Source organism: Nitrospira sp. BLG_2 (assembly GCF_049222245.1).
This window is the reverse complement of sequence record NZ_JBLYIG010000508.1, coordinates 1-6,858: the sequence shown is the minus strand read 5'-3', so window position 1 is coordinate 6,858 and position 6,858 is coordinate 1. Positions and strand designations below refer to the sequence as shown.

The 6,858-nt window shown below is 55.3% G+C and carries 6 protein-coding genes, 2 tRNA genes, 1 other RNA gene and 1 pseudogene; 3 read left to right on the top strand and 7 right to left on the bottom strand.

Annotated features, from left to right (window positions below):
* The 7 genes and pseudogenes from ACOSYY_RS13795 to ACOSYY_RS13765 form a co-directional block, all read right to left on the bottom strand.
* Positions 1-330: pseudogene (locus ACOSYY_RS13795) on the bottom strand (recombination protein RecR); the annotation flags it as partial.
* Between the two features lie 2 nt (positions 331-332).
* Positions 333-656 (bottom strand): YbaB/EbfC family nucleoid-associated protein, encoded by a 324-nt coding sequence (locus ACOSYY_RS13790; protein WP_421663091.1) that lies wholly within the window; start codon positions 654-656, stop codon positions 333-335.
* Entirely contained in the window at positions 653-2,437 is a 1,785-nt protein-coding gene (dnaX, locus tag ACOSYY_RS13785) for a DNA polymerase III subunit gamma/tau (RefSeq protein WP_421663090.1), read from the bottom strand. Before dnaX ends, ACOSYY_RS13790 begins: the two co-directional genes overlap by 4 nt.
* Before the next feature lie 114 nt (positions 2,438-2,551).
* Positions 2,552-2,651, bottom strand: an RNA gene (gene ffs / locus ACOSYY_RS13780) — signal recognition particle sRNA small type.
* Positions 2,652-2,759: 108 nt separating this feature from the next.
* A tRNA-Ser gene (locus ACOSYY_RS13775) sits at positions 2,760-2,849 on the bottom strand.
* A 345-nt stretch (positions 2,850-3,194) separates the two neighbouring features.
* The gene (locus ACOSYY_RS13770; RefSeq protein WP_421663089.1) at positions 3,195-3,761 is read right to left on the bottom strand and encodes a hypothetical protein; all 567 of its coding nucleotides are present in this window, start codon (positions 3,759-3,761) and stop codon (positions 3,195-3,197) included.
* Between the two features lie 202 nt (positions 3,762-3,963).
* Positions 3,964-4,383: a helix-turn-helix domain-containing protein gene (locus ACOSYY_RS13765; protein ID WP_421663093.1), complete on the bottom strand. Its 420-nt coding sequence runs from the start codon at positions 4,381-4,383 to the stop codon at positions 3,964-3,966.
* Positions 4,384-4,664: 281 nt separating this feature from the next.
* Here ACOSYY_RS13765 and ACOSYY_RS13760 point away from each other — a divergent pair.
* From ACOSYY_RS13760 to clpP, 3 genes are all read left to right on the top strand, one after another.
* Positions 4,665-4,747, top strand: a tRNA-Leu gene (locus ACOSYY_RS13760).
* Between the two features lie 39 nt (positions 4,748-4,786).
* Positions 4,787-6,103: a trigger factor gene (tig, locus tag ACOSYY_RS13755; protein ID WP_421663088.1), complete on the top strand. Its 1,317-nt coding sequence runs from the start codon at positions 4,787-4,789 to the stop codon at positions 6,101-6,103.
* Positions 6,104-6,165: 62 nt separating this feature from the next.
* Positions 6,166-6,792: an ATP-dependent Clp endopeptidase proteolytic subunit ClpP gene (gene clpP / locus ACOSYY_RS13750; RefSeq protein ID WP_421663087.1), complete on the top strand. Its 627-nt coding sequence runs from the start codon at positions 6,166-6,168 to the stop codon at positions 6,790-6,792.
* Positions 6,793-6,858: the final 66 nt, after the last annotated feature.

The window sequence follows — 6,858 nt, the reverse complement described above, 5'->3', positions numbered from 1 at the left end:
CAATAGAACGTGATAAAGTCCGCGATAGGCGCCTGCCCGTTCGACGGCATACAGCGTACTTGGTTCTTCAACGACGAAAATCTTGGCCCGATCGCGTTTCGGGTCGAGACAAAACTCGCACAAGTCCGCTTCGGCGATATTACGACATTGTCTGCAAAACGCCAACCCGTCCTTCACCGCATGAATGGCATCCGCCAGCCGCAAGGCATCTTCGCGCTCGGCCTTCATGAGATGAAAGGCCAACCGCTGGGCGCTTTTATGACCGATTCCGGGGAGACGGACCAGTTCCTTGATCAATTTCGCCAGTAGGCCCTGTTGATCGACGGCCATCGCTAAAACAGACCCGGAATCTTCATTCCGCCGGTCAACGCTGTCATTGCACCTTCCATCAATTCCTTGGCTTTGCGGAGCGCTTCGTTCGTCGCAGCCACCACCAAATCCTGGAGCATATCCACATCGCCGCTCTTGACGACTTCAGGATCAATCACCACGCTGACGATCTGCATCGCCCCGTTCGCCGTGACCGTGACGATCCCACCACCCGCCGTCCCATTGGCGGTTTTGGACGCGGCTTGTTCCTGAATCTTAGCCATTTGCTCCTGCATAGCCTGAGCTTGCTTGAGGATGTTGTTCATGTTGCCGAAAGGATTTTTCATTCGCTTGCCTCCTGCTGGGTTAGAGTACGAACCTCGGCCAATTCGGCACCGAATATTTCGAGGGCCTGCTTCACCGTTGGATTCGCTTTTGCGCGTTCGAACAACACCAGCCGTTGTTCTTGTTCCTTGGCCGCTCGTATTTGGGCCATGGTAGGTCCAGGTGGATGAGTCTCCGTCAACTCGATGATGCGGACACGTATGGGATACCCCAATTGACGTTCGCACAACTTTGATAATACTAGAAGGTTCTCTTCCTTCTCTAATCTAGCCCTGGCTACGGTTGCCTGCTTGGCGAACCCGATGCTGATAAAGTCACCCTCGATCCCAACAAACCTGCCGGCTTCGAGAAATGGCGCGATATTGGGGAATGAAGCCGCAACTTCTTCTTGAACCAACTCCCACTGCAACGTCGGTTGTGGGCCAACGGCTATGGGAGGCATGGTGGCTGACGCCACATTCGTCGGTGGATTGTGAGATGGTCCAGGTGCGATCGATGGTCTTTCATCCGTTTCCTCCCTGGAGATGTGAGTAGGTTTAGGGGTAGGTCTTGATGCAACGGGTACGTCCTGGCCCAAGACCGGAGGAGTTAATGACCCACTCTTGCGTCCTTCCGGTTCAGCAGGAGGTTTCTGGCTGGGAGACAATGCTGTTTGTACCGAGAGAGGCCCTGTGCCTTCTCGTCGGCGCAGCAATCGTGTGGCTCGCACCGCCCCCGTCTCCATCACAAAACGAGGGTGGCTGCTAAATCGTAAAGAATCTTCCGCTTGGATGAAGATGGCCAACAGCTCCTGAAGCTGTTCCGGAGTCAGCGTCTTGGCATTCATTGACAGCTGGTTCAAATCGTCTTCCGAGGTTTCAATCAAGCTACGCAGTTCTGCCGTACCGGGAACGACTGCCGCTACGAGCAAATTGCGGATGTGTTCCACGACTTCCGCGCAGAACGCCCGCAAATCATGCCCCCGGTCCAGGAGATTGGCCAGGCTGCCAAGGGCAGCGGGGCTGTCTTGGGTCATAATCGCTCTAATGAATTCTTGTACCAGTTCCTGGGGTACTGCTCCCAACAGCAGTTCGAGATCTGCGTGGCTGATGGCCTTGCCGCCATATGCAATGGCCTGATCGAGCAAGCTCAAGGCATCCCGCATACTCCCTTCACTGGCGCGAGCCAAGGCCACGAAGCTCCGTTCCTCGAGCCTCAACTGATCTTGCGCTGCCACATGCCGAAGTCGTTCAATGATTTCGGTTCTGGCAATCCGGCGAAAGTTGTAATGCTGGCATCGCGAGAGGATCGTCGCGGGAATTTTGTGAATCTCCGTTGTCGCAAAGATGAAAACCACATGGGCGGGTGGTTCTTCGAGGGTCTTCAACAGGGCATTAAATGCCGAATTTGAGAGCATGTGGACTTCATCGATAATGTAGACTCGAAACTGACCGCGAAACGGTGTGAACTTCACGTTCTCGCGGATCTCTCGCACATCGTCCACGCTGGTGTTGGATGCGCCATCAATTTCTATGACATCGACCGAGTTCCCTTGTGCAATCTCGCGGCAGTTGTCGCAGGTGTCGCAGGGATGACTGGTTGGTCCCTGCTCGCAGTTGAGCGCCTTCGCGAGGATTCGCGCCACGGTCGTTTTTCCCACGCCTCGCGTGCCTGAAAATAGATACGCATGCGCGATCCGCTTCGTCGAGACCGCGTTCATTAACGTTTGGACGACATGGGGCTGCCCGATTACATCGGCAAACGTTCCGGGCCGATATTTACGCGCGGAGACTTGATAATCCATAAAGAACCGTTAGGGGTGAAGGGGTGACACGTATGCGTGTGTAAAGCAAGATGATACGAAGTCGAAGAAGACGTTGTCGCCTTACGCCTCACGTTTTACGTCTCACGCCCAGAGTGGGGCCAGGTGATCCTGCGGCACACAGAACGGACTGCTTACCGTTGCTTCCTTCCGGACCTGGCGGGGTTCACAGGGTTCTATTGCACAGGGCCCAGCCCCTATTCTCGATCTAGGCCCTCCAACACGTCCACACTTGAGGTATCCATCCGCCCGCAGAAATTCCGATACGGCGATAAAGAGCCGGCGGTACACACAAAACGCGGTGTGGCGGAGAGGGTGGGATTCGAACCCACGGTCCCGTTACCGGGACGCATGCTTTCCAAGCATGTCGATTCGTCCACTCTCGCACCTCTCCGCATTGAGAAGTGCAAAGGGGAGACATCTTAGCATGCGTGTTCATGACCGGCAAGGTGACGGTTCCACTGTAATATTATTGTTTAAGCTTGGCGGAGGACGATTCCTCCTAATCAAGAAAGTCATATTGAGGTGTACCACAGCGAACGTATGGGTGAAGGTTTTCGAGAGCAACGGGGATGGGCGAGATCAGCGAACAGTCTGGACCCGTTTTACTAGAAAGTAATCGACAAGTGTCAACACATCGCTGACACATGAATTGGGTGTTATGCGCGACAACACATCGCTGACAGGACCTCGTTGCTCCTCCAGACCTCGTGCCGCAATCACCAGGCGACGCAGGACTTCAGAGGAGCGGCGTGCGGGCCTGTTCACGGAGACGATAGGCTCGATGCACAATCCGTTTGAGGCGCACGTGTTGGGATGCGATCCAGTACACCGACAGCGTCTGCGGGCCGGTCCGAATAACCACGCGGACATACGCATGGGTATAGCGTCGGGGGAGCTGAATCGTTTCGTTGAGCACCTGGATGTGGCCCTCTTCATCGACTCTCCTGATCACCCAGATTTGCCCGCGAGAGAGTGGCAGCGGGGTGGGCGCATGGAAGGGCACGGGCCACGGGCGCCGAAGACCGTTCAATCGTGTGGGGTGCCCCTGCCGAATCAGCCGGCGTGTGAGATACGTATTGTAGGCAACCTGAAAGGCATGCGAACGGACCCGCAGGTGTCGCAGGGTGCGGAAGCGATACCGCTGCCAGACATTCTCCTGCCAGAGGCCGTTGTAGCGTTCGACCTGAGCGTTGGCGGCGGGCTGCCGCTCGGGCGTAAAGACCGGGATGACTCGACAGGCCAAGCAGAATCGGATCAGGTACCCCAGACTGCGAGGATGGAACCGGCCTCCCGTCAAGCTCATGTCGTTGTCCATTGGAGGAACCGAGGACGGCCATGACGGTGCCAGTCCCGCGTCAGAAACGCCCGCACACGCTAGACCCGTCGTTCGGGTGCCTCGGTCCCGCCGACCAGCCCTGTGGCCATGTCTTTGCGGTTCACGATGACGACGGGCCGCCGAGCCGCCAGGCAATGCCCGACAATGAAGTCGAGTTGGTGCACATCGTTCAGGCGGCGAGCCGGAGGCGTGGGCAGTTGGGGCCGCGCCGAGACCGGTCGCGGCGTGGGCGGGTCACCAACTTGCGTCGGGCCAAAATGCGGGGAATCGCGCGGATACTGTGGACGGGGCGGACTCCCGCGTCGGCCAACTCCTGCGCGATGGCTTCCGCGCCGTACAACCCCAGCGGATTGCGTGGACTGGTGAGCCGAGCATGGGTGCGGATGACCGCCTGCTCGAATGTGGCCGACACACGCCGGGCCATCTGGTGTGGTCGTCGAGAGCGCTCCAGAAACCACGTCGGCTCTCCCTGACGATACCGCCAGATCCATTTGTACACCCACTCCCGACTGCGTCGCAGACGGCGCGCAATCCAACTGATCGACCGCTGTTGCAACCACCAGCCTACGCATCGCTTGCGGTCCTCGATCAGCGCCGCACTTTTTTTGACTCATTATGGTGACCCTCCTAATGGCCTGGAGGATCGTTCTATCCGTTTTGCCGGTCTCGGCCAACTGTCAGCGATGTCTTGTCCGTTCGGCTGTCAACGATGTGTTGTCATGTGACCAGTAATCACCCTCGGCCGTATGGGTTGACATTACAGATGTCCAACGGTACAACGCTATACGACATCGCGTGTTTTTGCAGTCTCAGTCACTCTACTTTATAAGTTAAGTAAGGTGACAACTCCGTGGCATCCTCAACAACCATGCGAGAGTGGCGGAACTGGCAGACGCGCGAGACTTAGGATCTCGTGGGCAACCGTGGGGGTTCAAGTCCCCCCTCTCGCACCACCAGAGTACGATCTCCCTTGGAAGGAGTCCGACGCGGCGATGAAAATGGAAGTGACCGAGTTAGGACCGATGAAACGCGCCTTAAAAATCGAGGTGCCGGCCGATGAGGTGACGCAACAATTTTCACGCGCGTATTTGGAGCTCAACCGCCAAGTTCAGATTCCAGGATTTCGACCAGGAAAAGCTCCTTTAGCTGTACTGGAAAAGCGTTATGCCAAAACCGTCGAAGAAGATGTCATTCGAAAACTCGTGCCAGACTTCTATGATCGAGCCATCAAACAGGCCGGGATCAGCCCAGTAGTGGTGGACATTCCCCCTTTGGATCGGGTCAAAATTAAAAAAGATTCTCCGTTTACTTTTACAGCAACAGTCGAAATCAAACCTACGATCGAACTTCGCGACTACAAGTCCCCCAATCCTATGTCCCTCCAGGCGGACAAGCGCACTGTTGCGGAAGAGCAGGTAGATCGCGCCCTTGAGGTATTGCGTGAACAACACGCTCAGCTGGATGAAGCTGAAACCGGAACGGTTTTATCCGAAGGGGATTATGCCATCGTAGATCTCGAAGGATTTCTGGAGGGTGCTGCTCTTGAAGGTACGAAGAAGGAAGGTCAGCTTCATAAGGTGGGATCGAAATCTGCATTGCTTGGAATCGAAATCGACTCCCATCTGATCGGAAGATCGGCAGGGGATAGTATAGAAATCCCTCAGACCTATCCAGTGAGTCATCCGGACCAGCGAGTCGCGGGAAAAACCGTCCGGTTCCGCCTAATCATAAGGGGAGCCAAGCAGAAGAAGCTTCCCGCCCTTGATGATGAGTTCGCCAAGGATTGCGGACCATACGCGTCGCTCCATGAATTAAGGGAAAAAGTGCATGGCCAGATAGAAAAGGCGCTCAAGAAGGATATCGAGGAATCCTACAAGGATGCCCTCCTTAAACGCCTCATCGACACCCACCATTTCGATCTCCCTGACACACTCCTAGAACGAGAGCTCAGTACGATTGTGCGGCAGAAATTGCAAGCTCGACAGCGTGGCAGAGTCACCGATTCCCTTCCCACGCCTGATGCGGAAGAAGTGAAGAGGATTCGCGAAGAGCACCGTGAAGAAGCCACTCGTCGCGTGAAAGCGGGATTGATTCTTGAAGCCATCGCTGAGAAAGAAGGATTGTCAGTGAGCCAAGACGATCTGAATAATGAAGTGACTAGATTAGCCACGGAGCTCAGGGTGCCAATGGCCGATCTCGTAAAAATGATCCAGGCAGGTGGTCAGGACTCCGTTGAGGAATTACGAGCAAGAATCTTGGCCGACAAGGCGCTGGATCTCGTCTATCGTCAGGCGGTCATTCAGGGATAGGCGCGGCGATTATTACATATGAATTGTAGCCGCCCGAAGTTCCAGGAAAGGATTGAGCAGCTATGTTGGTTCCGATCGTAGTCGAACAAACCAATAGAGGCGAACGAGCCTATGATATCTACTCACGCCTTCTCAAAGATCGCATCATTTTCCTAGGAGCTCCGATCGACGATGTTTTTGCCAACTTGGTGATTGCGCAGCTTCTCTTTCTTGAGGCGGAAGATCCAGAGAAAGATATTAATCTTTACGTCAATTCGCCGGGAGGCAGTGTCACGGCCGGATTGGGCATCTACGATACCATGCAATATGTAAAGCCCCCAATCAACACCATTTGCCTTGGCCAGGCCGCCAGTATGGGAGCGCTCCTATTGACCGCCGGAACAAAAGGCAAGCGGTTTGCCCTGCCCAATGCCCGCGTGATGATCCACCAACCGTTGGGTGGATTCCAAGGACAGGCGACAGAAATAGACATCCACGCTAGAGAAATTCTCAAGATTCGCGAACGCCTTAATGAAATCATGGCCAAACACACGGGGCAGCCAATCGAAAAAATTGCGCACGATACGGAACGGGACTACTTCATGTCCGGCGAGGAAGCGAAGCGGTACGGCCTCATTGACGAGGTCATTACACGCCCTCCTAAGTTTATGAAAGCAGTGGAATCTGGTGACGGGGGCAAAGGCAAGTAACGCAGGAGGGTACATGGCCAAGCAGGAAAAGATGGACCGACACTTGCGATGTTCCTTCTGTGGGAA